Consider the following 25,108-nt stretch of genomic DNA (forward strand, 5'->3'; position numbering starts at 1 on the left):
AACAATCGGACTAGGAAATCTAAAAAAAACGTCATTCCTGCCACATTACTCCAGGAATGACGTTAATCATGTATTCAACAAATCTTCGACTTCTTCTGTTCGTTTCGCTTTTTCCGAACGGCTTGGACGTTCACCAGCCTTCAGTTCGTCGAGCGAATACCCGAACGTCATCTCAAAATGAGGGTAATCGACGAATCGCTTCCAATCGCCTCCCCATTCAAAATCGAGTGCTTTCCCGATATCAGCGACTTCACGCCAATCACTTTTCCCTGACCGATTCCCATCATACTCAAGATCATACGAAATCTGTCCATTTACGAGTTGCACGAAATCAATTGCAAGTCCGTAGTTATGCATCGATTCACCGCCTCGTGCATTCGTGACGACTTCACCTGCCTCAGAACGCCCTTGTTCAAAAAGTGTGTTCTGTTGCTGGATCGAGCGGTACCCTTGCGTGATCTTGATATCGATATTGTAGCAAGAATGTGCAACACGGATCAGATCCTTTGCCCCTGCCTCGACAGCTGGATGGAGACGCTTCAGGTTCGCCTCGCTTGCATTGATCAAACGGTTTTCCCCTGCTACGTCTCGTGGGCAACTATCAATCCCGAGTTCCGGTTGGTCCATCAAAATCGTCGGCATCCGGTTCATGGATGCCGCAAGAAACAATCCAATCGCAAACATCGTCAATAAAAATACGATCCAACCGAAGATTGTTCCCCGTTTCATCAGCGGCGAAGCTTCTTCCGAAGTTTTTGTAGAATCGGTAACCCCGTCTCAAGCAACAGATAGAGCGGACGATTGAGTACATAATCAAACTCACCGATTTTTTCAATCATTCGGCTGCCCCACCCAGATTTAAAGGCATAGAGTCCCGCGTAATGATCATCCGGGTCGGTCGAACCACTGACTCCACCGAAGTCATAGGAGAGCGCACCATGTTCTTTCGCATATTGCATCATCGTCCATTGCATCAAATGGTTCGGCATGAATTCCCGGTACTCGTTCGATGAGGCTCCATATAAGTAATAGGAACGACGACCAGCAAGCGTCAAAAGACCACCAGACAGGATGACACCGTTTGGATGTTTGGCAGCAATCGTCATCAGTTCCGTTTTCGACTTCTCTGCTTTTTCGATTTGTGCTGTCGTCTGCTCCAAGCGATTGTTTAAGCTTTTTAGCTTCTTCTCAGCCGTCTCTTTCTCAAGCTGACGGTGAATCTTCGAGAGTTCCTTATCGGCTTGAAGTAATAAGGCTTCCGTATTCTCAAGAGCACGTACGACATCAAGTTTCGTCAAAAACAAGACCGCATCACCCTTTGGATGGAGATGATCATACAGATTCTCGAAATAATCCAGACCGCGGATCGAGAACCCATCCCGTTCGCCCGTCTCGACCATCAGCTTCGCAAATGTCTTGAGTCCTTCACGATCCGCTTGTTCGCATACGATCCCTTTGCGTTCAGCAAGACGGACGTTGTAGCGGAACTTCGAATGGAAACCGTCGAAGATCTCTTTTTCTGTTCCTTCAAGATTCGTCTCCATCGTAAAGCGTGGTTGCGCGTAGTCAAAACCGCCGCCAAAACCGTTATGTTTGAAGCCAAGTCCTTGCATCTCCTGTAACAGACCTGGATATTCTTCCCGCTCGACGTTCGGATCGAATTTAATCGCAATCGCCTTCTGTTGTTTTGCGACACGTATCGCTTCATCACGAAGAGCACGAAGTGCGTCCGTATCCGTATAATCGACGACGAAACCGCGCGGTGCATAACAAAGCGTGAACGGTAGCTTCGGTACTTTCTTAAACAAGAGCAGACCAACTCCGGCAATCTCACCAGAAGTTGTTCCGACCGCGATCCGTTCATGTGTCCATCCTGTCGCGCTTTTGACTTCTCCCCATGCTGGAAGCTGAAGTAAGTCGCCTTTTGGATGTGTTTTTACGAATGTTTCAAATTGATCTATGGTTACAACGATTGGTTGATAAGTCACTTCTGTTCCTCCATTTGCCGTATCATCTCTTTGACGATGACTTCCTCATCGAGAGGGATTTTCTCATCCCCAATGATTTGATATTTTTCATGACCTTTACCGGCTAAGATGACGATATTATCTGGTCGTGCGAGTCGTGCTGCATAACGCACGGCCTCTTCCCGATCACCGATTTCAATGAACTGATCGTGGGTCATCCCTTTGGCGATGCCGGATGTAATTGACTCATATGCTTCATATCGTGGATCATCCGTCGTGATGACGACGGTTCCTGCGTAGGTCGAAGCCAGTTCGCCCATCTTCGGTCGTTTCGTCACGTCGCGGTTTCCACCTGTCCCGATCAGGAAGACGATCTTTTCCTTCGGTACGTCAACGAGTGCTTTCAGACACTGTTCAATGCCGTCAGGAGTATGCGCGTAGTCGACATACACGTTATATCCTTCGATTGGTAAGCGTTGCATCCGACCTTTTGCCGGACGGATTGCTGAAATCGCTCCTGCAATCGTCGTTAGGTCGTATCCGCAAGACAAGAGGATCCCTGTCGCAAGCAACAGATTGTAGACGTTAAAGCGACCGATGAAATTCGCCGTGACGTCGACTTGTTCTTCTTTGTACATCATCGTGAACGTCGTTTGTTGAAGTGACTGTTCAATCGCTGTTGCTCGGAGGTCAGCTGCGTTGTCGATACCGTACGTCATGACACGAGCACCTGTCATCATTTCGTACAGTTCGCTCGTCGGATCATCGGCATTCAAGACCGCGACTTTCTCTGTCGACAGCCGTTGTCCGAGCTGTGCGAATAACAATCCTTTGGCACGCGCATAGTTCTCAAACGTTTTGTGAAAATCGAGGTGATCATGCGTCAGATTCGTGAATCCCGCAATGTCGTAATCGACACCCGTTACTCGACCAAGCTCTAGTCCATGCGAAGAGACTTCCATGATGACGTCTTGGACATCTTCTTTATGCATTTGATGCAAAAATGCTTGTAATTCGGAGCTTTGTGGTGTCGTATTGCGACTTGGTACGACGCGGTCACCAATCTTGACTTCGACCGTTCCGATGATACCCGTTTTCCGACCAAGGTGCGCTAATATATCACGGACAATCGTCGTCGTCGTCGTTTTCCCGTTCGTTCCTGTAATACCAATCATCCGCATCTTTTCAGAAGGATAATCATAGAATTTGCCAGCCAATTCGGCAATGGCACGTGATGTACTACGAACGAGAATGACAGGAATCGACACATTGACCGGTTGTTCCGCAACGATTGCGACCGCTCCTTGTGCTTCTGCCTGTTTGGCATAGTCGTGTCCATCAACAGTATACCCTTTGATGGCGACGAACAATGTTCCCGGTTTAACATCCCGTGAATCGGTCGTGATGGACGTGACGTCCACTTCTACCATTCGTTCGATTTTTTGCGTCTGTATGACTTGAATCAGTTCAGCTAAATTCAACGGTATTCCTTCTTTCTCGACATCGTCATTTCATATGTTTCATCTATTCCGTTCTGCTGTCATGCTTCCTCTTCCTGGTCTGCCGGAAGAATATAGGCCTTTGCCGGTTCCTCCGAAAAGATGTGCTCAATCAGCCCTTCGATGTCCGATGGACGAATTCGTTCTACATCCGCTAGTACTTCTTCGAGTGACGGGTGACGATGCAGATGCAACTCATTTCGGGCATTTCGGTTCATATGGCTCGATGTGCCTTCGTTTCCTAAAATCAGAGAACCTTTTAGCTGTTCAATGCCATCTTCGAGTTCCTTAGCGGATAGTCCGTCCCGCTTCAAGCGATCAATCTCAGCAGCGAGAACCTGTTCGACCTCTTCGACTGATTCCGGAGACGTACCGACATAAATCGTGAACGTGCCATGATCGTCAAACGTCGTGTAATAGGAAAAGACTGAATAAGCAAGACCGCGTTCCTCTCGGATTGATTGGAACAAGCGACTCGACATCGTCGCACCGAATGCATTGTTGAGTAAGGCGAGGGCAGGCAATCGTGGATCAGCAGAAGGAATCGCACGGAAATTATAACAAATATGTGCCTGTTCCGTATCCTTTTCCTTACGAATCACACCATTTTGTAACCTTGGTGACGCTGTCTCACGGGTCTTCGATCGTGATATGAGGATCGACATCCGCTCTTGAATCTGCGTAATCAACTCGTCTGAGACGTTTCCGGCAACGGAAATGACGATTTGATCCGGAGCATATGCTTCTTCGAGATACTGTTCAATCATTGTACGATCAATCCGAAGCACACTCTCTTCCGTTCCAAGAATCGGACGAGCCATGACATCCTCTCCGTAAGCCGCAACAGCTAATAACTCATGGACGAGATCATCTGGTGTGTCATCGTACATTTTAATCTCTTCAATGACGACCTTTTTCTCTTTTTCTAGTTCCTCCGCATCGAACGTCGATTCGAGGAACATGTCCGCCAACACTTGAAAGGCTTCACCTGCATGTTCATCTAATGTCTTGACGTAATAACACGTTTGATCCTTACTCGTGAACGCATTAATATTTCCACCAAGTCGGTCAAAATAAACCGCAATCTCTTTTGCCGTATGGCGTTTTGTTCCTTTGAACATCATATGCTCGATGAGATGACTGATACCATGCTCCTCGATCTGTTCCGTCCGACTTCCTGCTTGAATGAAGATTCCGGTCGCGACGCTGCGTGCTTCTGGCATCCGTTCAACGATTAGTCGAACCCCGTTTTCTAGTTGTATCCGTTCGATCATAGTAATTCCTCCAAATATAGGAAACAAGGTGGCTCTCGTTGCATTCTCTGCACCGTCGAGCCACCTTGGATTCATTAGTTACGACGTGGTGGACGTTGTCCGTCACGTGGTGGGCGTGAACCCTGATCCCGGCGTGGCGGGCGGTTCTCACGCTCTGTCTTTTTCTTTTCTTCGTATGCGGCACGGTCTTCTTCGCTTAATCCTTCGACGAGCAGGACTTTGTGCGACGCGTTAACGCGTCCTTTGTCATCGATTTCTGTGACACGGACTTTTAGCTTATCTCCAAGTTTAACGACATCTTCCGTTTGACCAACACGGTCAAGTGCGAGTTCCGAGATGTGGACGAGTGCGTCTTTTCCTTTGAACAATTCGACGAATGCACCGAATTTCTCAACGCGACGGACCGTTCCATCGAATTCTTCACCGACGACGACTTCACGGACGATATCTTCGATCAATTGACGGGCACGATCGATGCCAGCTTGATCCGTCGAAGCGATAAAGACTGTTCCGTCTTGATCGATGTCGATCTTAACGCCTGTCTCATCGATGATACCGTTGATGACTTTACCACCAGGTCCGATGACATCACGGATTTTATCTGGATTGATTTTAAGTGTGACGATTTTCGGCGCGTATTGCGACAATTCGACACGCGGTTCAGCAATGACAGATTGCATATGCTCAAGAATATGCAGACGACCAAGACGTGCTTGTTCAAGTGCTTCTTCAAGAATTTGACGCGTGATTCCGCCAATTTTCATATCCATTTGGAGAGCTGTGACACCTTCGTGAGTTCCAGCGACTTTAAAGTCCATATCTCCGAGATGATCTTCCATCCCTTGGATATCTGTCAAGATCGAGTAATTTTCGCCTTCCATGATCAAGCCCATCGCGATACCAGCGACAGGTGCTTTTAATGGAACACCCGCATCCATCATGGCAAGGATCGAACCACAGATGGAAGCCTGTGATGAAGAACCGTTCGACTCAAGCACTTCTGATACGAGACGAATCGTGTACGGGAAATCAACTTCATTCGGAAGAACTGGTAAAAGTGCGCGTTCTCCGAGTGCCCCGTGACCAATTTCACGACGACCTGGTGCACGCATCGGACGTGCTTCCCCAACTGAGAATGGTGGGAAGTTATAATGGTGCATGAAACGTTTCTCTTCCTTCAGACCAAGTCCATCAATGATTTGAGCGTCACCCGCAACACCAAGTGTCGCTACAGACAAGACTTGTGTCTGACCGCGTGTGAACAGACCTGAACCGTGTGCACGTGGCAAGAGACCGACTTCTGAATCAAGCGGACGGATCTCAGCAAGACCACGACCATCTGGACGAACTTTGTCTTCCGTGATGAGACGACGGACTTCGTCTTTGACGAACTTGTTGAGCACGCCTGATACTTCTGCCAGTTGCTCTGCTGTGACAGACTCGTCAGCTGCATACAACTCGATGTATTTTGCGATGACTTCGTTGATAGCAATGTCACGCGCTTGTTTTTCTTCAACTTGAACCGCTTGTGTGACTTCTGCTAATGCTTCTGCTTTCAGGCGATTGACGATTGTCTCATCGAAGCTTGATACCGTATATTCGAACTTCTCTTTACCGACTTGTGCGACGATTTCTTCTTGGAACGCGATCATTTCCTTGATGACATCGTGTCCAAGTAAAATCGCTTCAAGCATTGCTTGTTCCGATACTTCCTTCGCACCTGCTTCAACCATGTTGACGGCATGTTTTGTTCCAGCAACTTGAAGGTCGATGTCGCTGACTTCCATTTGCGCTGAAGTCGGGTTCACGACGAATTCTCCGTCGACGCGACCGATCGTCACGCCTGCGATTGGACCGTCGAATGGAATATCCGAGATCGAAAGCGCAATCGAAGCCCCGATCATCGCAGCGACTTCTGGTGAATTGTCAGCATCTGACGAAAGAACCGTCGTCGCCACTTGTACGTCGTGACGGAAACCATCCGGGAATAATGGACGGATTGGACGGTCGATCAGACGCGAAGTCAAGATCGCGCTCTCTCCTGGACGTCCTTCACGTTTAAGGAATCCACCTGGGATTTTCCCTGCCGCATATAATTTTTCTTCATAGTTCACTGTTAATGGGAAGAAATCTAAGTCCTTTGGTTGTTTTGATGCAACGACCGTAGCAAGAACGGCTGTATCACCGTAGCGAATCAATGCTGCTCCGTTCGCTTGTTTTGCTAATTGACCGATTTCAATCGTTAATGGACGTCCACCGAGTTCGGTCGAAAACGTCTGTTTTGTTTGTGACATGCACAAATCTCCTCTCACTGCTATCCGTTTTTTCATTCAAATCTAATTATGTAGGTTCTTGCGCAAAAAGTCCATGAATCGGCAAAAAAAAGAAACAGGAGACGATGCTCCTGCTTCCCTACCTCGTTCTCGTCGGGATTAGCGACGGAGACCAAGACGCTCGATCAACGAACGGTAACGTGCAACATCCTTGTTACGAAGGTATGTGAGCAAGTTACGGCGACGACCGACCATTTTCAAGAGACCACGACGTGAGTGGTGATCCTTTTTGTGTGTACGTAAGTGATCGTTCAAAGTTGTGATCTGTTCAGTTAAAACAGCAACTTGTACTTCCGGCGAACCAGTATCGCCTTGTTTCGTAGCATATGCTTCGATGATTTCGTTTTTACGTTCTTTTGTGAGTGCCATTGTCACTCCACCTCCATCTTATAAATGACCGTATTCCCGAGCATCGGATGGTGAGACCAGATGCCAAGTGAATCGGCTGTACGTGATCGTACTGACCTATCATAACGAACCCTGTCCGTACTGTCAAACGCTTAATTGTACATTTGCTTCTTCGCGGTCCCGTGCCAATTGTTCTTTCAATTGATCGATACCGTTGAAGGCTTTTTCATCGCGTAAGTAAGCGATCCATTCAAGCGTCAATTCTTGACCATAAAGATCTTCATCAAAGTCAAGAAGATGCGTCTCGATACTGACGTCTCCCGTCTCATAGAACGTTGGGCGTCTCCCGACATTCGTCATCGCCTTGAACCGGCGACCGTCTGCTAAGCGAACGAATGTCGCATACACACCAAGTTTCGGAATGACGTAGGCGAATTCCGGTCGCATGTTGGCTGTCGGGAAACCGATTTGCCGTCCGCGTGCGTCACCGTGAATGATCGTGCCTTTGATTTGGTAGGGTTCTCCAAGCAAACGTGCAGCCGGTTCGACTTCTCCTGCAGCAAGTAAACGACGAATCCGGGTTGAGCTGATCTTTTCAGCTTCTTCTTGGAATTCTGCTACAACGGTATGCGTAAATGTGCCACGACTATGAAAATCAAGCGTCGCCATTTTGCCGGCTCCGAAGCGACCGTAGGAATAATCGAATCCAGCAACGACGTGTTCTGCTCCAGACGCAATCAGATATTCGTCGACGAAAGCTTGCGGTGATAATTCCGAGAAAGGAATCGTAAACTCAATCACATAAACACGATCGACACCAAGCTGCTCGAGTTTCTCTAATTTGCGTTCAAGCGGCGTGATGTAGTGGACTGGTTCATCCCCTTTACCAAGCACTTGTTTCGGATGGGGATCAAAGGTCATGACAGCCAAAGGCAGGCGACGAGCCTCCGCTTCTTTTAGTGCTGCTGCGATGACTTGCTGATGTCCGAGATGTACACCGTCAAAAAAGCCGAGTGCGATGACAGCAGGGTCTTTTTGAGGTTGTTCCGGATATGTTAAATGTATGATGTCCATGATGCTCTCTCCGATCTTAATCGATTTGTAGCATGACCTCAACGCGTGCTACCTGTTCTTCTGGAAGACGTCGATATAGCGCTAAAGGTACGTCTTCTTCATTATAGACAGTAAACAGCTCGAATTCGACTGGAATGCTTGTCAGCTTTGCTCCGTTCAACACACGCTGTGCAGTCGACGCATCGACCGTCAAGCGTGGCCATTTTTGGATGACGTGTTCAATCGGTAGAACGTGTTGCATCCGTTCTTCGACCGTCTCATACGATTCGAGTGTCTCAAGAGTCACTGTATCCGTCTCAGCAATCGCACCAGAGCCTGTCCGGCGTAGTTCACTCATGTGTGCCGCGTAACCAAGTCGTTCTCCGATTTCTACTGCTAATGTCCGAATATACGTTCCTTTTCCACAAGCGATATCAAGACGGAAACGACAAAGATCACCTTCGAACACAAGGTCCGATGTCCGTTCTAATCGATCGATGCGGACGATTCGTGTCGGTCGTTCGACTTCAATGCCTTTTCGTGCATATTCATATAGTTTCTTCCCGTTCACTTTAACAGCTGAATAATACGGTGGCGTCTGCTCGATCTCTCCTGTCAATTGAGTCAAGATGTCCTCAATTGCTTCCTCGGTAATAGTTCCCGGTTCAACCGCTGTTTCGCGAACTGTTTCCCCGTGCGCATCTTCCGTTGTCGTTGCAAAGCCAATCGTCACTTCCGCCGCGTAGCGCTTTCCTTCATCTGTGATGAAGCGGGCAAGCTTCGTCGCTCGACCGAGACAAATCGGTAAGACACCCGTTACTTCCGGATCAAGCGTACCAGTATGTCCGACTTTTTTCGTTTGAAACAAGCGACGTAGACGAAAGACGCAATCATGACTCGTCATACCCGCTGGTTTATCTAACGGTAATACTCCGATGGGTTCCACGTTATTTCCTCCTTGAAAAAAGGCAACCACACACGTGGTTGCCTTAGATGTTAATCTTTGTTCAAATTCCGAAGCAACTCATCAATGCGTGATCCGTATTCGACAGAAGAATCGACCTCGAACAATAGTTCAGGTGTTTTCCGTAGACGAATCCGCGATCCGATTTCCTTGCGCATGAAGCCTTTTGATCTTTCGAGACCGATGCGCGCATCCTCACGTGCTTTTTCGTCACCGAGGACCGAGTAGAAGATCGTCGCTTGTTGTAAGTCTCCTGTCACTTCGACACCTGTGACGGTAATCGTCTTGACGCGAGGATCCTTGACATCTTTGATGAGCAATTGCGTAATTTCCTTACGCATCTGTTCGGCGACACGATTCGAGCGTAAACTCATAGTTATTCCCTCCAGTTCGGAAGAATGGATTCCGTTCTGTTACTTCCGTTTGACTTCTTCCATGATGAACGCTTCGATGACATCATCGACTTTGATATCATCATATTTTTCAATCTTAATTCCACACTCATAGCCAGTAGCGACTTCTTTGACATCATCTTTGAAACGACGAAGTGTATCGAGTTTTCCTTCGTAGATGACGATACTGTCACGAACGACACGGACGCCTGCATCACGCGTCAACTTACCTTCTGTGACATATCCACCTGCGATCGTACCGACTTTCGATACTTTGATGACATCGCGGACTTCAGCTTGACCGATGATTTTTTCAACGAATTCAGGATCAAGAAGACCTTTCATCGCTTGCTCGATTTCTTCGATTGCGTTATAGATGATCCGGTGAAGACGAATTTCGACTTTCTCCTGATCCGCCATTGATTTCGCGTTACCATCCGGACGAACGTTGAATCCGATGATGATCGCATTCGCTGCCGAAGCAAGGATGACGTCACCTTCCGTGATGGCACCGACACCTGAGTGTACGATGTTAATTTTAACACCTTCGACATCAATTTTCTTCAATGAACCGGCTAAGGCTTCAACTGAACCTTGTACGTCACCTTTGATGATGATGTTGAGGTCCTTGACTTCGCCTTCTTTAATACGATCGAAGAGATCTTCTAAGCTGACTTTCGCCGAATCACGACGTTGTGCTTCGATTTCACGCTGGTAACGCGCTTCACCGATTTGGCGGGCTTTTTTCTCATCTTCGAATGCGAAGAATTGATCGCCTGCTTTCGGTACGTCGTTCAAACCTGTGATTTCGATTGGCGTCGATGGTCCAACTTCTTTAACACGACGACCGATATCGTTGACCATTGCCCGGATACGACCGAACGTGTGACCGACAACGATTGGATCCCCAACACGAAGTGTCCCGTGTTGTACGAGAAGCGTCGCGACTGGACCGCGTCCTTTATCGAGTTTCGCCTCGATGACTGTTCCGCGACCGTTCATTTCTGGTGTTGATTTGTATTCTTGTACTTCTGAAACGAGAAGAATCATTTCGAGCAATTCATCGATGCCGTCACCTTTAAGTGCTGAAACGGGTACGAAGATCGTATCGCCACCCCAGTCCTCTGCAACGAGTTCGAACTCTGTCAATTCTTGTTTGACACGGTCTGGGTTTGCGCCTTCTTTATCCATCTTGTTGACAGCAACGATGATTGGAACGCCAGCTGCTTTCGCGTGGCTGATCGCTTCTTCCGTCTGTGGCATGACACCGTCATCCGCTGCAACGACGATGATCGCGATATCCGTGACATCTGCTCCACGTGCACGCATTGTCGTGAACGCCGCGTGACCTGGTGTATCAAGGAACGTAATTTTCTTGCCGTCGATCTCAACTTGGTAAGCACCGATGTGCTGTGTGATCCCGCCAGCTTCGCCTGCAGTGACCTTCGTGTTACGAATCGAATCAAGCAATGTCGTTTTACCGTGGTCAACGTGCCCCATGATCGTAACGACCGGTGGACGCTCAGACAATTCGTACTGGTCGAGATTCAATTCGTACTGATCAAAGTCCGTCTCATCGACTTGGACTGTCTTCTCGACTTCAAAGCCGAACTCTGTCGCGAGAAGTTCCACTGTCTCGTCATCAAGATCTTGGTTGATGTTCGCCATGACACCGAGACCCATCAATTTCATGATCAGTTCATTCGGTTTTTTCGCCATTTTTTCAGCGAGTTCACCGACTGTCAAGTTGTCAGAGTATTGAACGACGTTTGCCATCGCCTCTTCTTGTGCACGGCGAGCAGCTTTACGTTGACTCGACTTCGAGTTCGGATCCGCTACTTCAAGTTTACGCGGTTCTGCTTTCTTTTGGTTCGGACGACGTTTGCCGCCACGGTTGTTACGGTTGCCGAATTCTGGGCGTCCGCCTTTGCTGTTACGTGATTGGTTACCTGCTGGTTTGTTTGTACTTCCTGGTCGGTTCGGTTTATTATCTGATTTCACTTGTTTTGGAGCCTCCGTCTTTTGAGCCCGATATTTCTCGGGATTAAATACTTGATCGAGTTGCTGTACTGTCTGTTCATCTAATACTGCCATATGATTCTTGACTGGTTTCTCCAGCTTTTCAAGCTGGGTGATGACCTGCTTACTTGTTACATTTTGTTCCTTGGCGAATTCGTATACACGTTTACCCAAAGGATCCACCTCCAATTAGTCGTTCGAGAGGAGTTCAGTTAGCTTTTTCGCAAATCCGGCTTCATTGACTGACACGACAACACGCGCATCCTTTCCTAATGCTTGACCGAGAATCGTCCGGTCGGCGACTTCTAGGTAAGGAACCTGATAACTCGTACATTTATCTGTGACTTTCTTACGCGTGGCAGCCCCCGCATCTGCTGCTAAAAGAACAAGCTTCGCTTGCCCTCCTCGTACTTCTTTCAGTACGAGTTCTTCTCCCGTCGTCACTTTTCTAGCTCGATTCGCGAGACCGAGAAGGGATTCCCATTTACTCATTTGTACCTCCCGCGATTTCAAGCAATTCATCGTATAAGGCATCTGTCGTCTTGACCTTTAAATGATGATCAAGCGTCCGTTTTTTCTTCGCCGTCGCAATAACTGCCGCATCTTTCGATAAATAGGCACCCCGCCCATTCATCTTACCATTTAAATCGATGACGACTTCTTGTTCAGGTGTTCGGACGACACGAATCAACTCTTTTTTCGGTTTCATTTCTTGTGTGATGACACACTTTCGTAATGGTACCTTTTTTTGCACGAATTATTCCTCGCCTTCAACTTGGACCGCTTCTACTGCCGGCTCTTCCGTCGCGAAGACATCTTCGAGATCCATCGCTTCCGCTTCAGACTCGCTCTTGATATCAATTTTCCAACCAGTCAATTTTGCTGCGAGACGTGCATTTTGACCACGTTTCCCGATTGCAAGTGACAGCTGGAAATCCGGAACGACGACGATCGTCGCTTTCGCTGGTTCGTTGACATAGACTGCAACGACTTGAGCTGGGCTGAGTGCGTTCGCAACATATTCTTTTGGATCATCCGAGTAACGAACGATATCGATTTTTTCCCCGTTCAAATCATTGACGATGCGTTGTACACGTGCCCCTTTTTGTCCGACACATGCGCCAACTGGATCGATGTCGTCCGCTGCGACTGCGATTTTCGAACGATCGCCCGCTTCACGCGCAACAGACTTGACTTCGACTTCGCCACTTGAAATCTCTGGTACTTCGATTTCGAAGAGACGTTTTAAGAGACCTGGATGTGTCCGTGATACGAGAATTGATGCTCCTGATCCTTTGACCATCGGATCAACTTTCGTGACGTACACCTTAATGCGATCACGAATCCCGAAACGCTCATTCGGCATTTGCTCGTGTGTCGTCAATACAGCTTCGATTCCTTCTAGATTGACGTATAGGTTCCGCGCATCTTGACGCTCGACGATACCCGTCATGATCTCATCTTCACGATCCGCGAAGTGATTGTAAATGCGTTCGCGTTCTGCTTCACGCATTTTTTGTGTGACGATTTGTTTTGCTGTTTGTGCCGCAACGCGACCAAAATCGCCTGGCGTCACTTCGACTTTATGGAAATCGCCGAGTTCATATGTCGGATCGATTTCGTGCGCCTCTTCAAGCGAGAGTTGTTCCTCTGGTTGCGTCAATCGTTCGACGACTTCCTTGAGCGCGAAGACACGAATGTCTCCTGTCTGCTGGTCGAATTCGACCTTTACAGCCTCCGACTCTTTTCCGAAGTTGCGTCGGTACGCTGAAATCAATGCCTGTTCGAGCGCATCGATGATGATGTTCTTGTCAATTTCCTTCTCTTTCGCGATTTGATTGATCGCCTCGAGTAACTGTGGTCCCATCGTTCTCTTCCTTTCCGTCAGAACATTACCGCAAGTCGCGCAAGTGAAATCTTGTCGACCGGTATCTCAATTTTCAATTTTCTTGTTTTGACACGCACTTCGATTTCAAGCATCTCAGGTGTGTACGCGAGCAACGTTCCTTCGAATTCAACCGCATTCTTTACTGGATCGTGCGTTTTGATGTACACATGTTTCCCAATCGCCTTTTCGAAGTCCTCGTCTTTCTTCAGTGGACGTTCCGCTCCTGGACTAGCGACGTCGAGGTAATACGGCTCGTCGATCGGATCATTGTCATTCAATGCTTCCGATAACTGTTCATTGATTTTGACGCAGTCTTCAAGATCTACGCCACCCTCTTTGTCGATGGAGACACGTAGGAACCAATCCGCCCCTTCTTTGACGAATTCAACGTCGACTAGCTCCATCCCCTCTCGTTCGACGATTGGTTTTGCGAGCGCTTCGACCTTTTCCGTTACGTTCGTCATCTTCATCCTCCTTCAAAAAACAAACAAGAAAGGAGCAGGTCCCCCTACTCCTTCCAAGTCGTAGTATAAAAAACATTTCCTCACTCAATATAGCATAGGAAAGCGCTCAAAGCAAGTGTTCCTAAGGGCTTACAAGTCGAACAAGGAGAGCTGATTCTCGTCTGGTAACCCTTCGAGACAGCCTAGGTTATCGAGCGTCTCGATGATGGATTTCGATAACTTGGCGCGTTTTTGGAGATCTTCCTTTGAGAGGAATTCGCCGCCTTTACGTGCTTCGACGATTTGCTTCGCAGCATTCGTCCCTAGACCTGTCACGGCGTTAAAAGGTGGTAACAACGTATCCCCGTCAATGAGGAATTCCGTTGCACTTGAGCGATAGAGATCGACCTTTTGGAACGTAAAGCCGCGTTCAATCATCTCGAGCGCGATTTCAAGAACCGTGTACAACCCTTTGTCCTTCGCCGTTGCCTCGAATCCTTTATCCTTGATGTCTTGCAAAACTTTCCGAACAGCAGCAGAGCCCTTATTCATCGCACCGATGTCAAAGTCACCCGCACGTACCGTAAAGTACGAAGCATAGTAATACATCGGATGATGGACTTTATAATAAGCAATCCGGACAGCCATCAAGACGTAAGCGGCAGCGTGGGCTTTCGGGAACATGTACTTGATTTTCTTGCAGGAATCGATATACCAGAGCGGCACATCGTTCTCGATCATCGCCTCTTCCATGTCAATCGAGAGTCCTTTCCCTTTACGGACTGACTCCATGATTTTAAAGGCAAGTGACGGTTCAAGACCGGCATAAATCAAGTAGACCATGATGTCATCTCGACAACCAATGACATCTTTTAGTTCACACGTTCCGTTGTAAATTAATTCGCTGGCATTTCCGAGCCAGACATCCGTTCCGTGTGAGAGTCCCGAAATCTGGACAAGTTCCGAGAACGTCGTCGGTTTCGTCTCTTCTAACATTTGGCGGACGAACTTCGTCCCGAACTCCGGAATACCGAGCGTTCCGGTTTTTGAATCAATCTGTTCTGGCGTCACACCGATCGATTCTGTCGAACTGAAGATTTTCATCACTTCTGGATCATCGACGGGAATCGTCTTCGGATCACGTCCCGATAAATCCTGTAGCATCCGGATCATCGTCGGATCATCGTGACCGAGGATATCGAGTTTGAGTAAGTTATCGTGAATCGAATGGAAGTCGAAGTGTGTCGTCTTCCATTCAGAACCCATATCGTCTGCCGGATACTGAATCGGACTGATATCATAGATATCCATGTAGTCCGGTACGACGATGATCCCTCCCGGGTGTTGACCAGTCGTCCGTTTGACGCCAGTGACACCACTGACAAGACGATCGACTTCCGCATTCCGATATGTCAGCTCATTCTCTGACTGATACCCTTTGACATAGCCATACGCCGTCTTCTCAGCGATCGTACCGATCGTTCCGGCACGGTAGACGTAATCGTCACCGAACAAGACTTTCGTATAGGCGTGTGCTTGCGGCTGGTATTCCCCACTGAAGTTCAAATCGATATCCGGTACCTTATCCCCTTTAAATCCAAGGAACGTTTCAAACGGAATATCATGACCATCCTTGAACAATGGGACATCACATTTCGAACAGGACTTATCCGGCAAATCGAATCCAGAACCAACGGAACCGTCATCAAAGAACTCCGATTCCTTACAATTCGGACAGACATAGTGTGGCGGCAATGGATTGACTTCCGTGATCTCCGTCATCGTCGCAACGAGACTTGATCCGACCGATCCCCGTGAACCGACCAAATAGCCGTCGTCGAGTGATTTTTTTACGAGTTTATGGGAAATCAAATAGATGACAGCGAATCCGTGACCGATAATCGACTTCAACTCTTTTTCGAGTCGGGCTTCGACGATCTCCGGTAACGTCTCGCCGTAAATCCGGTGCGCCATATCGTACGACAAATTCCGAACTTCTTCGTCTGCCCCTTCGATCTTCGGTGTATAAAGATCTTTTGGAATGATATCGATGTTCTCGAACTGTTCCGCGACGGCTTGACTGTTCGTGATGACGAGACGTTCCGACACATCCGGTCCGAGGAACTTAAAGTCGTCCATCATTTCCTTCGTCGTCCGGAAATGCGCCGGTGGCAATTGTTTTCGCATGTTCAGCATGTTCGCTCCACCTTGCGTCCGGATCAAAATTTCTCGATACGTGGCGTCATGTTGATCGAGATAATGTACGTTACCAGTCGCTACTGGTAAGATGTCATGTTCTTCCGCGACACGGATGATCTTTTTGATCAGTTCGCGCAGTTCAAGTTCATTCTGAACGATTTCCCGTTCGATCAAATGACCATACATCGCGGGTGGTTGAATCTCGATGAAATCATAGAACTGCATCACTTTTGCTAAATCTTCGTCCGACTTATTCAAGGCGGCATCAAATACCTCCCCGTTATCACAAGCTGACCCGATGATCAATCCATCCCGATGTGCGATGAGTTGCGAGCGTGGTGTCCGCACGACACGGTGCACGTGTTTTGTGTGAGCAATCGAAATCAATTGGTACAGATTCTTCAAGCCCGTCCGGTTCTTCGCATAGACCGTCGCGTGGTATGGTCGTGCCCGCGAGATATCTTTTCCCATCTCTCGGTTGAGTGAGGCATGTGTCTTCATGTTGAACATCTCATCTGCCATTTGAAGCAACTTGACCATCAAATAGCCTGTCGCTTCCGCATCATAAATGGCGCGGTGATGCTGCGTCAATTCGATGTCAAATCGTTTCGCGAGTGTGTTCAACCGGTGGTTTTTAAGTGTCGGCATCAGGACACGGGCTAACTCAAGCGTATCAATGACCGGTAAGACTGATTCATCGTGACCACCAGACCGGAGTGTCGCATTCAAGAATCCAATATCAAACGAGGCATTGTGGGCAACGAGAATCGAGTCGCCGACCCAGTCCATGAATTCCTTGACGACTTGTTCCGGGTCTGGTTTTCCCCGGACCATATCATCGGTAATCCCTGTCAAGTCAATCGTCGTCGCCGACAATAGATGCTTCGGATCCGCGAATGCTTCGAATTTATCGATGATATCACCATCGTGGATTTTAACAGCTGCAAGTTCGATGATCTTGTTGTACATCGCCGATAAACCAGTTGTCTCGACGTCAAAGACGACGAATGTCGCGTCATCCAAATTGCGCTCCACCGGATGGTAGGCGACTTGCACCCCGTCATTGACGACGTTTGCTTCAATTCCGTACAGTACCTTGATATCGTTTTTCTTTCCGGCATAGTAGGCATCCGGAAAACTTTGTGCACCGGCGTGATCCGTGATCGCGACAGCAGGGTGACCCCATTTTGCGGCACGCTCGACGTATTTTGTCACGTTCATGACGGCGTCCATCTGGCTCATTTGCGAGTGCGCATGTAACTCGACACGTTTCTCGCCTGCCCAAGGGTCAGCAGGGGCTTCCATCTTCACTTCTGACAGTTGGGCAATCATCATACAGAGATCGCGCAGGAACGTATCGAACTCGACACGACCTGCTGCTTGAATCCACATGCCTTTTTTGATGGCTGAGAGGATTTTGACGTCTGTTTCGTCACGCGCAAACATTTTGACGACGAGCGAGTCCGTATAATCTGTCATCTTGAACGTAAAAATTGTCTTCCCACTTCGTAGTTCACGACTCTCAGCTGAGAAAACAAGACCACGGATCGCAATCCGTCGTTCCTCATCTTGAATCGTCTTGATCGGAACGATCTCATCTTGAATTGGTTTCCCGATCCGGATTTCGACAGGGCCATCATCGTCATCTCGTGATTGTTCCCGTTTGAATTGCAACTCGAGCATCCGTTTTGCTTCTTCCATGTCTTCCTGTTTCACCTGATTTCGCAACGCTTCTTGTTTCGATTCGTTGATCTGAACAATCGGTTCACAGTTGAATTTTGGGAATCCGTAAGCACTATAGAGTAATTGTAATTCCCCACATAAGCTACTCTTTAAGAAACCTGCTTCCGGTTCACTTCGGACCGGAATGAATAGTTTCTGTTCTTTAAACTCCGGTAAGACACGCCCGAGTTGTGTCCGCATTGCCGATGAGACATCTGCGAGATCCTGCACGACATATGGCCAGTAATCATGATACATCCGTTCATCTGGACGGCTATCTGCGTGTAATATGATTTTGACTTCGGCAAATTGCTGATACCGACTTGTCAAACGACTCGTAAAGAGTTGATAGACGTTTTGGGGTAAAACATGTGGCAAGCGAATTTCAAATGTCCAGGTTGCCTTTGCTTTATTGACGCGAAGCTTCTCGAGAACTGCTTCGTAAAAGTATTCTTCAATGATACCGTTCGGTAATTCCAAGTCACTGAGCAACAGTGACATGCGTTGTTGTGTATCCACTCGCAATTGTGCTGTCTGATCGCTTCACACCGTGACAGCAACTCCTCCTCCTCTTGCGGATTGCCCAAGGGGCGAATGGGTGTGAGACAAGAAAACAGTCACTTTATGAAAAGTGACCGTCTCCATTCTTTATTCTAAACCTTCATAGAGTGAACGAACAGCCTCAACGACTTGTTCCTGTCCAACTTCTTCTGCATCGCCACCACGACGGGCTTTTAATTCGACGATTCCTTCTGTCGCTTTTTTCCCGACGTTCAAGCGAACCGGTAGACCGATCAAATCAGCATCGGCGAACTTGACACCTGCTCGTTCTTTCCGGTCGTCAAGCAAGACGCTGAATCCTGCAGCCGTCAACTCACGGTATAGTGTCTCTCCGAGTTCGAGTTGTTCTGCATTTTTACTGTTGACGACGATTAAATGAACATCGTATGGCGCGATTGCTTTTGGCCAAATGATTCCACGCTCATCATAATGTTGTTCAACGACTGCCGACAATGTCCGCGAGACACCAATGCCGTAACAACCCATGATGAGAGGTTGTGCTTTACCGCCCTCGTCGAGGAACGTCGCTCCCATTCCTTCTGAGTAACGTGTTCCGAGTTTGAAGACTTGACCGACTTCAATCCCGCGAGCGAACTTGACTTGACCGTTACCGTCTGGTGACGCGTCACCTTCTTCTGCGAAGCGCAAGTCTGTATATTCTGCTTCGAAATCACGGCTTGGGTCGACATGGATATAATGCGTTTCCGCTTTATTTGCACCACAGACAGCGTTCGTCAAGGCACGAATCGCGTAGTCCGCGACGACCTTCATATCTGCCCCGATTGGTCCAAGTGTTCCAGGCGTTGAGTGAAGCGCTGCTTCAATCTCTTCGTCGCTCGCCATCGTGATGTCGAGTGCACCGAGATAGTTTTTCAACTTGATATCGTTGACTTCGTGATCGCCCCGGACGAGTGCCATGACAAGCCCTTGCTCCGTCTTGAAGATGACGGTCTTGATTGATTCGTTTGCTGGTAAATTCAAATGTGCGCTGACCGCTTCGATCGTCTTCGCATCTGCCGTATGCACTTCTTCAAGTGCTTCTGGTGCTTTGTCTTGCTTCGGATAGGCATCAATCGACTCTGCCATCTCTAAGTTTGCCGCATAGTCCGACTGATCCGAATAGACGATCGTATCTTCACCGATTGCTGCTAACGCATGGAACTCGTGTGTTCCACTACCACCAATCGCCCCAGAATCGGCGACGACTGGACGGAACTCAAGACCGACACGTGTAAAGATCCGCGAGTACGTATCAAACATGTTTTGATACTCTTCGTCTAAGCTCTCTTGTGACGAGTGGAACGAGTAAGCATCTTTCATGATAAACTCACGACCGCGTAATAAACCGAAGCGTGGACGACGTTCGTCACGGTACTTCATTTGAATTTGGAAGAGGTTGACCGGCAACTTTTTGTACGAGTTCAATTCATCACGAACGATCGAAGTGATCAGTTCCTCGTGTGTCGCACCGAGCGCGAACCGGCGATCATGACGATCCGTCAAGCGCATTAATTCAGGTCCATAGATATCCCAGCGTCCTGTTTCTTCCCATAGTTCAGCTGGTTGAATCGCTGGCATCAGTAATTCTTGCGCACCCGCCGCTTCTAATTCCTCGCGGATGATCGTCTCGATGTTTGCGAGTACTCGTTTTGCGAGTGGTAGATACGAATAGATCCCAGCGGCATTTTGACGCATGAATCCTGCACGAAGCAAGAGTTGGTGACTAATGGCTTCTGCATCAGATGGTACTTCACGCAACGTTGGCATGAATAGTTTTGATTGTTTCATAATGAGTCACGAACTCCTTTGACTGAGTGATTAATTAAAAGAATTTTTGAATGTCGTTCCAAGTGACGACGAGCATGAGTAGCATCAAAAGCGCAAAACCGACGAAGTGAACCAATCCTTCTTTTTGAGGATCAACTGGTTTACCGCGTAAGGCTTCAAGGAAGAGGAACAACAATCGTCCTCCGTCAAGTGCTGGAAGTGGCAATAAGTTGAAGACTGCTAAGTTGACGGACAACAATGCTGTCCATGTCAATAGCATCGAGAACCCACTATCTGCGACCTGATCGGTCATTTTGACGATCCCGACTGGTCCTGATAATTGATCGACGCCGACGACACCCGTCACGAGATCTCCAACAGCTCCGACAATGAGCGTCGACATCCGCCATGTTTCTGAAACTCCGGTTTGGAGTGCTGTCCCGAATGATTTTTCTGTCTCATTCGTGACGCCGATGATGCCGACCTTCTGTTCTCCTTGCTGTTGTACTTTTGGCGTGATTTGTGTTGTCGTTTCTTTCCCATCACGTTCGTATTTCACTTCTGTCGCTTTACCGGCACGATCTTGGAATCCAGCACGTAAATCAGTCCATTTGGCTGTATCCTGACCGTTGACCGAGACAATCCGGTCACCTTCAACAAGTCCAGCTTGATCGGCCGGAGAACCCTTTTGAACTGTTCCGATGACGCTGTCCCCCGTTGGAGAGCCATTATATAAGGCAAGACCGAACAGGATAACGAACGCGAGGACAAAGTTCATGAACGGTCCTGCAGCGATCGCAAGGACGCGCTTCCATACGGATTTCGAACCGAATGTACGATCGTACGGTGCAATTTGTGTCCGTGTCTGACCTTCAACGAGAAATGCTGTCGGTGAAACGGGGTAGCGAACCGATGTCTCGTCTTGTAATCCAACGAGTTCGAGTTGACGCAATAAGTCAATCCGTTCGACAGTAACGACTTGGTCGACTTGTGGCTGATCCGCATCGAAATAAATCGTCTCGATGACGCCGTCCTTTAACTGTAATCCGACGGTTTGACCTGATTTGATCTCAACGAGTTCCGGTTCTTCACCCGCCATCTTGACGTAACCGCCGATTGGCAACAGACGTACCGTATACAACGTCTCATTCTTAAACACTGAAAAGATCTTCGGTCCAAATCCAATCGCGAATTCCCGACAGAGAATACCTGCCCGTTTCGCCATCACGAGATGACCCCATTCATGGACGGCGACGAGTACACCGAACATCAGCACGATTGAAATAAAGGTCGTCATTACTTATCCCATCCTTAGTTAGCGAATGTAAGAGACGATACGAACTCACGCGCCCATCGATCAGCCTCAAGGATTTGATCCAAGGAAGGCTCCTCGATAAGTTCATGAGCTTGAAGCGCCGCCTCAACGCTCGCTTCGATTTCTAAAAAGCGAATGTCTCCTTTTAAGAAGCGATCCACCGCTTGTTCGTTCGCAGCATTGAGTACTGATGGCATCGATCCGCCGGCTTGACCTGCTTCAAAAGCAAGTCGCAACAACGGATAACGCTCAAATGAAGCATCAGCAAAGTGTAGGCGTCCGATTTCCTTTAAGTTTAACCGTTCTCCCCCTTGAATTTCAAGGCGGGACGGATATGTAAGAGCGTACTGAATCGGTTCTCGCATGTCAGGCATACCAAGTTGTGCCATGACCGCACCATCGTTGAATTCGACCATCGAGTGGATGATGGATTCACGGTGAATGACGACATCGATATCTGCATAATCGACATCAAATAACCAATGTGCTTCAATGACTTCGAACCCTTTGTTCATCATTGTCGCAGAATCAATCGTGATTTTTGCTCCCATCGACCAGTTTGGATGCGCTAGTGCTTGTTCGACCGTAACATTCGCTAACTCATCCCGCGCTTGGTCGCGGAAGCTACCACCTGAAGCCGTCAAGATGATTTGACGCACATCTTCACGACGTTCCCCGTTTAAGCATTGGAAAATCGCCGCATGTTCACTGTCAACTGGTAAGATCGTCACGTTTTTCTCACGTGCCAACTTCATGACAAGATGACCTGCCGTGACGAGTGTCTCCTTATTCGCAAGACCAATCGTCTTACCCGCCTCGATTGCAGCAAGCGTTGGACGTAAGCCAACAGCTCCTACGACCGCTGTAATGACCGTATCGACTTCGGGATGCGTCACGACATCAAGCAATTTTTCTTCACCGACAACGATCGTTGGCTGATAAGTCAAGTGTTGCTCGAGTTCTTGACGTGTCGTCTCATCTTGGACGCCGACAAGCATCGGTTGCAGACGGTTCAACCACGGTATGGCGACCGTCGTGTTTCGACCAAATGCAAAACTCGTCAATTCAAAAAGGTCTGGATTAGCCGCAATGACATCGAGCGTCTGCGTACCAATCGATCCTGTACCACCGATGATACTGATTTTCTTCATAATGAAGTGCCTCCTCAAGCAAAGATATCAAGTACGACGAGGACCGTAAAGACGATCATCATGCTGTCGAACCGATCTAGAATACCACCATGACCCGGTAGTAACGTTCCAGAATCTTTCACACCATAATGGCGTTTGTAAGCAGACTGGACCAAGTCACCAAGTTGCCCAACGACGGCAACGATGATGGCAAGGACAATGACTTTCCCAAAACCGACTGTCGGTTCGATACCTTCAAATACGACACCGAGTAAGATGGCAAGCAGTACGCCACCGACTGCCCCTTCGATCGTTTTGTTGGGACTGATCGACGGCCACAGTTTATTCTTACCGAATCGTTTCCCGACGAAGTAAGCGCCTGAATCCGTGAACCAGATCAAGAGGATAATCAACAGTGACCACGTTAATCCGTGTTCGAGTAAGCGGATATAGGCGAATGATGCAAAACCGACACCGACATACACGGCCGTCAGCAGTAAAAACGCAACATCATCGAACGTAAAGACATTTTTTGAGAATACGTTCCAGAAGAGACCGATCAATAAAATGATCATTGCCCAAGCGATTGGCGAAAGTCCGATCGGAAGCGTCTGATCGACTGCTTCTTCATAAATACCAACGAAAGGCAATAACGTCCCAATACCAAACAGAATCCGAGGAACGCGTGAGCCGCTCCATTGTCGCATCCGAACGAGCTCGGTATATCCGAGAAGCGTTAAGATTGCCATAAATGCTAAAAAGGGAAGTCCGCCGAGATACAGAAGTGCCAAAAAGATAGCACCAGCCCATATCCCTGTGATGATTCGAGTTTTCATAAGCTAGTTCCTCATTTAATCAGACGCCACCGAATCGGCGTGTCCGTTGATTGTAATCTTCAATTGCTGCTAAGAAAGCATTTCGGCGAAATTCTGGCCACAAGACGTCTGTGAAATAAAACTCCGCATATGCCGCTTGCCAAAGTAAAAAGTTCGATAACCGTTGTTCCCCACTCGTTCGAATGACGAAATCGACGTCGGTTACGGATCCTGTCATCAACTCGCGTTCAATCGTCTCCGGTGTAATCGCATCCGGTGACAGTGTTCCTGCCTGAACCTGTTCGCCCAGTTTTTGCATGACTTGAACGAGTTCATCGCGTCCTCCATAATTCAGAGCGAAAATCAGACGAAGTCCTGTATTATGTTGCGTATCCAGTTTCGCTTGTTCCACTGCCTCACGTGTGAAATGAGGGAGGCGTGATACTTCTCCTGCTACCTCGACTTTAACATTTTGCGCGTCTAACTCTTTTAAATCCGACTCTAAGAATTGCGCCGGCAGCTTCATGAGAAAACTCACTTCTTCTTCCGGACGCGTCCAATTCTCCGTCGAGAAAGCATATAATGTCAGACTCTTAATGCCGAGTTCATTTGCAACCCGAACGACTTCACGAATCGATTTCATACCTTCGCGATGTCCCATGATACGCGGAAGTCCGCGTTTTTGTGCCCATCTACCGTTTCCGTCCATGATGATAGCGACATGCTCTGGTACCCGATCATAGGTTTCGGTTTCTTTCGTCTGATTCAACCATTGAAACATCCGCACTTCCTCCTCTCTCAATTATGAAGAAAGGGACTCTTCGTGTGACAAAGAGTCCCCCCCATGACGATCCGTCGCGTCATACTTCCATGATTTCTTGTTCTTTTTCCGTTGCCGTCTGATCAAGTTGTTTAACGAACTTGTCTGTCAACGTCTGAACATCTTCTGTGTATCCACGCAGATCATCTTCTGTCAATGCACCATCTTTTTCTTGTTTCTTTAACTGCTCGTTCGTATCACGACGAATATTACGGAGGGCAACTTTACCTTCTTCCGTATACTTCTTGACGAGTTTGACGAGTTCCTTCCGGCGCTCTTCCGTTAATGGTGGAATCGCAAGACGGATGACCGTACCATCAGACGACGGCGCAAGACCAAGATCAGCACGTTGAATCGCTTTTTCGATTTCGCTGACCATTGATTTATCCCAAGGAGTGATCAAGATCAGACGTGCTTCTGGTGTGTTGACGTTCGCTACTTGATTGAGCGGTGTCGGTGAACCGTAGTATTCGACTTGAACGGGATCCAAAATCGCAACGTTTGCACGACCTGCGCGGAGCGTCGCAAGTTCTTTCTTAAGTGAAAGATGTGCTTTCTCCATCCGTTCTTCGGCTTGTTTTAAGATTTCTTTTGACATA

Annotated in this window: 21 protein-coding genes; all 21 read right to left on the bottom strand. The window is 48.1% G+C overall.

The genetic code is table 11. From position 1 onward, the window contains the following. Window positions 1-66 precede the first annotated feature (66 nt). Window positions 67-729: a M15 family metallopeptidase gene (locus tag VJ374_RS10040; RefSeq protein WP_329468767.1), complete on the bottom strand. Its 663-nt coding sequence runs from the start codon at window positions 727-729 to the stop codon at window positions 67-69. Next, on the bottom strand, window positions 729-1,988 hold the full coding sequence (locus VJ374_RS10045) for a lipid II:glycine glycyltransferase FemX (RefSeq protein WP_290751309.1): 1,260 nt from the start codon (window positions 1,986-1,988) through the stop codon (window positions 729-731). The genes VJ374_RS10040 and VJ374_RS10045 overlap by 1 nt, the downstream gene beginning before the upstream one ends. Further along, the gene (locus VJ374_RS10050; protein WP_329468768.1) at window positions 1,985-3,448 is read right to left on the bottom strand and encodes a UDP-N-acetylmuramoyl-L-alanyl-D-glutamate--2,6-diaminopimelate ligase; all 1,464 of its coding nucleotides are present in this window, start codon (window positions 3,446-3,448) and stop codon (window positions 1,985-1,987) included. The genes VJ374_RS10045 and VJ374_RS10050 overlap by 4 nt, the downstream gene beginning before the upstream one ends. A gap of 59 nt (window positions 3,449-3,507) precedes the next feature. After that, window positions 3,508-4,740 carry a M16 family metallopeptidase gene (locus VJ374_RS10055; RefSeq protein WP_035407082.1) on the bottom strand — a complete coding sequence of 411 codons (1,233 nt, stop codon included), beginning with the start codon at window positions 4,738-4,740 and terminating at the stop codon, window positions 3,508-3,510. 74 nt (window positions 4,741-4,814) lie between these two features. Continuing rightward, entirely contained in the window at window positions 4,815-7,034 is a 2,220-nt protein-coding gene (gene pnp, locus VJ374_RS10060) for a polyribonucleotide nucleotidyltransferase (RefSeq protein WP_290751315.1), read from the bottom strand. 138 nt (window positions 7,035-7,172) lie between these two features. Next, complete coding sequence (gene rpsO, locus VJ374_RS10065) at window positions 7,173-7,442, bottom strand: 30S ribosomal protein S15 (RefSeq protein ID WP_023468676.1); 270 nt, start codon at window positions 7,440-7,442, stop codon at window positions 7,173-7,175. A gap of 123 nt (window positions 7,443-7,565) precedes the next feature. Next, on the bottom strand, window positions 7,566-8,495 hold the full coding sequence (locus VJ374_RS10070; protein WP_035407075.1) for a bifunctional riboflavin kinase/FAD synthetase: 930 nt from the start codon (window positions 8,493-8,495) through the stop codon (window positions 7,566-7,568). A gap of 16 nt (window positions 8,496-8,511) precedes the next feature. Then, window positions 8,512-9,420: a tRNA pseudouridine(55) synthase TruB gene (gene truB, locus VJ374_RS10075; RefSeq protein WP_329468769.1), complete on the bottom strand. Its 909-nt coding sequence runs from the start codon at window positions 9,418-9,420 to the stop codon at window positions 8,512-8,514. Window positions 9,421-9,470: 50 nt separating this feature from the next. Then, a complete protein-coding gene (gene rbfA / locus VJ374_RS10080; RefSeq protein ID WP_035407069.1) occupies window positions 9,471-9,812 on the bottom strand; it encodes a 30S ribosome-binding factor RbfA in 342 nt (113 codons plus the stop codon). A 39-nt stretch (window positions 9,813-9,851) separates the two neighbouring features. After that, a complete protein-coding gene (gene infB / locus VJ374_RS10085; RefSeq protein ID WP_035407064.1) occupies window positions 9,852-12,023 on the bottom strand; it encodes a translation initiation factor IF-2 in 2,172 nt (723 codons plus the stop codon). 15 nt (window positions 12,024-12,038) lie between these two features. Further along, entirely contained in the window at window positions 12,039-12,341 is a 303-nt protein-coding gene (locus tag VJ374_RS10090) for a YlxQ family RNA-binding protein (RefSeq protein WP_023468681.1), read from the bottom strand. Continuing rightward, a complete protein-coding gene (rnpM, locus tag VJ374_RS10095) occupies window positions 12,334-12,603 on the bottom strand; it encodes an RNase P modulator RnpM (RefSeq protein ID WP_023468682.1) in 270 nt (89 codons plus the stop codon). Before rnpM ends, VJ374_RS10090 begins: the two co-directional genes overlap by 8 nt. 3 nt (window positions 12,604-12,606) lie before the next feature. After that, entirely contained in the window at window positions 12,607-13,716 is a 1,110-nt protein-coding gene (nusA, locus tag VJ374_RS10100) for a transcription termination factor NusA (protein WP_023468683.1), read from the bottom strand. Between the two features lie 17 nt (window positions 13,717-13,733). Next, window positions 13,734-14,201: a ribosome maturation factor RimP gene (gene rimP, locus VJ374_RS10105; protein WP_023468684.1), complete on the bottom strand. Its 468-nt coding sequence runs from the start codon at window positions 14,199-14,201 to the stop codon at window positions 13,734-13,736. Between the two features lie 129 nt (window positions 14,202-14,330). Further along, window positions 14,331-18,602 carry a PolC-type DNA polymerase III gene (locus tag VJ374_RS10110; protein WP_329471048.1) on the bottom strand — a complete coding sequence of 1,424 codons (4,272 nt, stop codon included), beginning with the start codon at window positions 18,600-18,602 and terminating at the stop codon, window positions 14,331-14,333. A gap of 147 nt (window positions 18,603-18,749) precedes the next feature. Beyond that, complete coding sequence (locus tag VJ374_RS10115; RefSeq protein WP_329468770.1) at window positions 18,750-20,450, bottom strand: proline--tRNA ligase; 1,701 nt, start codon at window positions 20,448-20,450, stop codon at window positions 18,750-18,752. A 34-nt stretch (window positions 20,451-20,484) separates the two neighbouring features. Next, window positions 20,485-21,726, bottom strand: coding sequence for an RIP metalloprotease RseP (gene rseP / locus VJ374_RS10120; protein ID WP_056062204.1), 1,242 nt, complete (start codon window positions 21,724-21,726; stop codon window positions 20,485-20,487). Between the two features lie 14 nt (window positions 21,727-21,740). Next, complete coding sequence (locus VJ374_RS10125; RefSeq protein ID WP_329468771.1) at window positions 21,741-22,895, bottom strand: 1-deoxy-D-xylulose-5-phosphate reductoisomerase; 1,155 nt, start codon at window positions 22,893-22,895, stop codon at window positions 21,741-21,743. 14 nt (window positions 22,896-22,909) lie between these two features. Beyond that, window positions 22,910-23,710 carry a phosphatidate cytidylyltransferase gene (locus VJ374_RS10130; RefSeq protein ID WP_035407053.1) on the bottom strand — a complete coding sequence of 267 codons (801 nt, stop codon included), beginning with the start codon at window positions 23,708-23,710 and terminating at the stop codon, window positions 22,910-22,912. 19 nt (window positions 23,711-23,729) lie between these two features. Next, window positions 23,730-24,470 carry an undecaprenyl pyrophosphate synthase gene (locus VJ374_RS10135; RefSeq protein ID WP_290785146.1) on the bottom strand — a complete coding sequence of 247 codons (741 nt, stop codon included), beginning with the start codon at window positions 24,468-24,470 and terminating at the stop codon, window positions 23,730-23,732. 79 nt (window positions 24,471-24,549) lie between these two features. Beyond that, window positions 24,550-25,107 (bottom strand): ribosome recycling factor, encoded by a 558-nt coding sequence (gene frr / locus VJ374_RS10140; RefSeq protein WP_023468691.1) that lies wholly within the window; start codon window positions 25,105-25,107, stop codon window positions 24,550-24,552. Window position 25,108: the final 1 nt, after the last annotated feature.

The organism is Exiguobacterium sp. 9-2, from assembly GCF_036287235.1.
Lineage (GTDB): Bacteria > Bacillota > Bacilli > Exiguobacteriales > Exiguobacteriaceae > Exiguobacterium_A.

Excerpts from the sequence above, each read along its gene's own strand:
- VJ374_RS10115 (WP_329468770.1), bottom strand. The coding sequence starts at position 20,450 with ATGAAACAATCAAAACTATTCATGCCAACGTTGCGTGAAGTACCATCT.
- pnp (WP_290751315.1), bottom strand. The coding sequence starts at position 7,034 with ATGTCACAAACAAAACAGACGTTTTCGACCGAACTCGGTGGACGTCCA.
- rimP (WP_023468684.1), bottom strand. The coding sequence starts at position 14,201 with ATGACGAACGTAACGGAAAAGGTCGAAGCGCTCGCAAAACCAATCGTC.
- nusA (WP_023468683.1), bottom strand. The coding sequence starts at position 13,716 with ATGGGACCACAGTTACTCGAGGCGATCAATCAAATCGCGAAAGAGAAG.
- rbfA (WP_035407069.1), bottom strand. The coding sequence starts at position 9,812 with ATGAGTTTACGCTCGAATCGTGTCGCCGAACAGATGCGTAAGGAAATT.
- VJ374_RS10055 (WP_035407082.1), bottom strand. The coding sequence starts at position 4,740 with ATGATCGAACGGATACAACTAGAAAACGGGGTTCGACTAATCGTTGAA.
- VJ374_RS10070 (WP_035407075.1), bottom strand. The coding sequence starts at position 8,495 with ATGGACATCATACATTTAACATATCCGGAACAACCTCAAAAAGACCCT.
- VJ374_RS10125 (WP_329468771.1), bottom strand. The coding sequence starts at position 22,895 with ATGAAGAAAATCAGTATCATCGGTGGTACAGGATCGATTGGTACGCAG.
- VJ374_RS10135 (WP_290785146.1), bottom strand. The coding sequence starts at position 24,470 with ATGTTTCAATGGTTGAATCAGACGAAAGAAACCGAAACCTATGATCGG.
- VJ374_RS10130 (WP_035407053.1), bottom strand. The coding sequence starts at position 23,710 with ATGAAAACTCGAATCATCACAGGGATATGGGCTGGTGCTATCTTTTTG.
- frr (WP_023468691.1), bottom strand. The coding sequence starts at position 25,107 with ATGTCAAAAGAAATCTTAAAACAAGCCGAAGAACGGATGGAGAAAGCA.
- VJ374_RS10110 (WP_329471048.1), bottom strand. The coding sequence starts at position 18,602 with ATGTCACTGTTGCTCAGTGACTTGGAATTACCGAACGGTATCATTGAA.
- VJ374_RS10040 (WP_329468767.1), bottom strand. The coding sequence starts at position 729 with ATGAAACGGGGAACAATCTTCGGTTGGATCGTATTTTTATTGACGATG.
- rseP (WP_056062204.1), bottom strand. The coding sequence starts at position 21,726 with ATGACGACCTTTATTTCAATCGTGCTGATGTTCGGTGTACTCGTCGCC.
- rpsO (WP_023468676.1), bottom strand. The coding sequence starts at position 7,442 with ATGGCACTCACAAAAGAACGTAAAAACGAAATCATCGAAGCATATGCT.
- VJ374_RS10090 (WP_023468681.1), bottom strand. The coding sequence starts at position 12,341 with ATGAGTAAATGGGAATCCCTTCTCGGTCTCGCGAATCGAGCTAGAAAA.